Origin of the sequence: Caenibacillus caldisaponilyticus (assembly GCF_002003465.1) — a bacterium.
In the GTDB taxonomy this organism is placed as follows: Bacteria; Bacillota; Bacilli; order Bacillales; family Sporolactobacillaceae; genus Caenibacillus; species Caenibacillus caldisaponilyticus.
In genome coordinates, this window is the sequence record NZ_BDDQ01000111.1 from 1 (window position 1) to 1,634 (window position 1,634).

The following is a 1,634-nucleotide window of genomic DNA, read 5'->3' on the forward strand; positions in this document are numbered from 1 at the left end:
TCAAGCCAAATTTAGCGAATAACTTCGATACCCAAAGCCCCCTTGGTATCGCAATCTATGCGAATGCTTTGGATACGCTTCGAGCCCTTGACATTGCGTTTGATAGTTTCGAACGAGAATTTCGACTTGGGAAAAAGCGGATTATGGTCCCGGCTTCTGCCATTCGGACCGTGGTCGATCCGCAGACCGGAAATTTGGTCCGCTATTTTGACGCAAATGACGAAGCTTACCAAGCCTTCAACTTTGGACAAGATTCTAATGAGATCAAAGACATCTCTGTTCAGATTCGGGTTCAAGAGCATATCGATGCGATTAATGCTTTGTTGAATATATTAGCGATGCAAACAGGCTTTTCAGCGGGAACATTCACGTTCGACGGACAAGGCTTGAAAACAGCGACGGAGGTCGTTTCTGAGAATTCAAAAACCTTCCGAACAAAGAATAGTCACGAAATACTTGTTGAAGAAGGTTTGAAAGAGTTAATCGAAACCATCGTTGAAGTTGCTGAATTGTATGGCTTTTTCTCGGCGCCTGCCGACTATGATGTGACGATTGATTTTGACGATTCGATCGCAGAAGATCGTAGCCAAAACGCGGACTACTGGCTGAAGCTCAAAGATAGAGGGGTGATCAGCACAAAATATGCCATCATGCGTATTCTCGATCTCACGGAAGAGCAGGCAGACGAAATGATACAACAGATTAATGAAGAAAAGGCCACAGCGACGGCCGCACAGATAGATATGTTCGGCCTAGGTGGTAATCAATAATGGATTACCAAAAACAACAACAGCTCACTTTGCCCGTTGTCCAGGTCTATTTGGCAATCGAAGAGCAAATCCTTATCAATATTGCCAAACGGCTTAAAGAGCATAAATCATTGCTCACAGAAGATGATATCCATTCTTGGGAGTCTCTCATACTCGCAGAATTGGGATCATTAACACAGGAAAATATCATCACTATTGCTAAACATTCAGGATTGGCCATCGATGAAATTTCGAAAATGCTCCAAGAAGCTGGATATTCGACGGTAAAAGAGTTTGAAGATGACTTACAGGAAGCGGTTAGGCAAGGCAAACTTGTTCAGCCGCCGCCGATAGCAGATAGTGCGACACTTGCAGGGATTTTGATGGCTTATCAATCACAGGCCAAAGACACGTTCAATCTCGTTAATACAACGCTTCTTGACCAGTCCCAGCAGGCTTATTTAGACATCGTCAATCAAACAGTCGGGAAAGTTTTAACCGGCGTCTCAACGCCACAGGAGGCACTCAGAGAAGTTATTGGAAAGTGGGCTGAGGATGGCATTCCAGCTTTAATCGACAAAGCGGGACGGCGGTGGTCTACCGAGGCATATGTCAACATGGTGACCCGGACAATGGTCACAAGAATATCAAATGACATGCAAACAGCGAGATTTCAAGAATATGGTGTTGACCTTGTTGAAATCTCATCCCATGCCGACTCTAGGCCGTCGCATATCCCATTTCAAGGGCGGATATATTCCATCAGTGGCAAAAGCAAAAAGTACCCGCCACTAAGTGAAACAGGATATGGGACCATCGAAGGTATCGGGGGTATTAACTGCCGCCATGTCCTTTATCCGTATATTCCCGGAGTGACCAAAAAAG

At 45.0% G+C, this 1,634-nt stretch carries 2 protein-coding genes; both read left to right on the forward strand.

Features of this window, described 5'->3' with window-relative positions:
• Positions 1-770, forward strand: a 770-nt coding sequence (locus CCB157_RS16520) for a phage portal protein (protein WP_143287124.1), incomplete at its 5' end; no start/stop codon positions are given.
• The coding region (locus tag CCB157_RS16525) for a phage minor capsid protein (protein WP_077616908.1) at positions 770-1,634 on the forward strand (865 nt) is incomplete at its 3' end. The genes CCB157_RS16520 and CCB157_RS16525, both read left to right, overlap by 1 nt.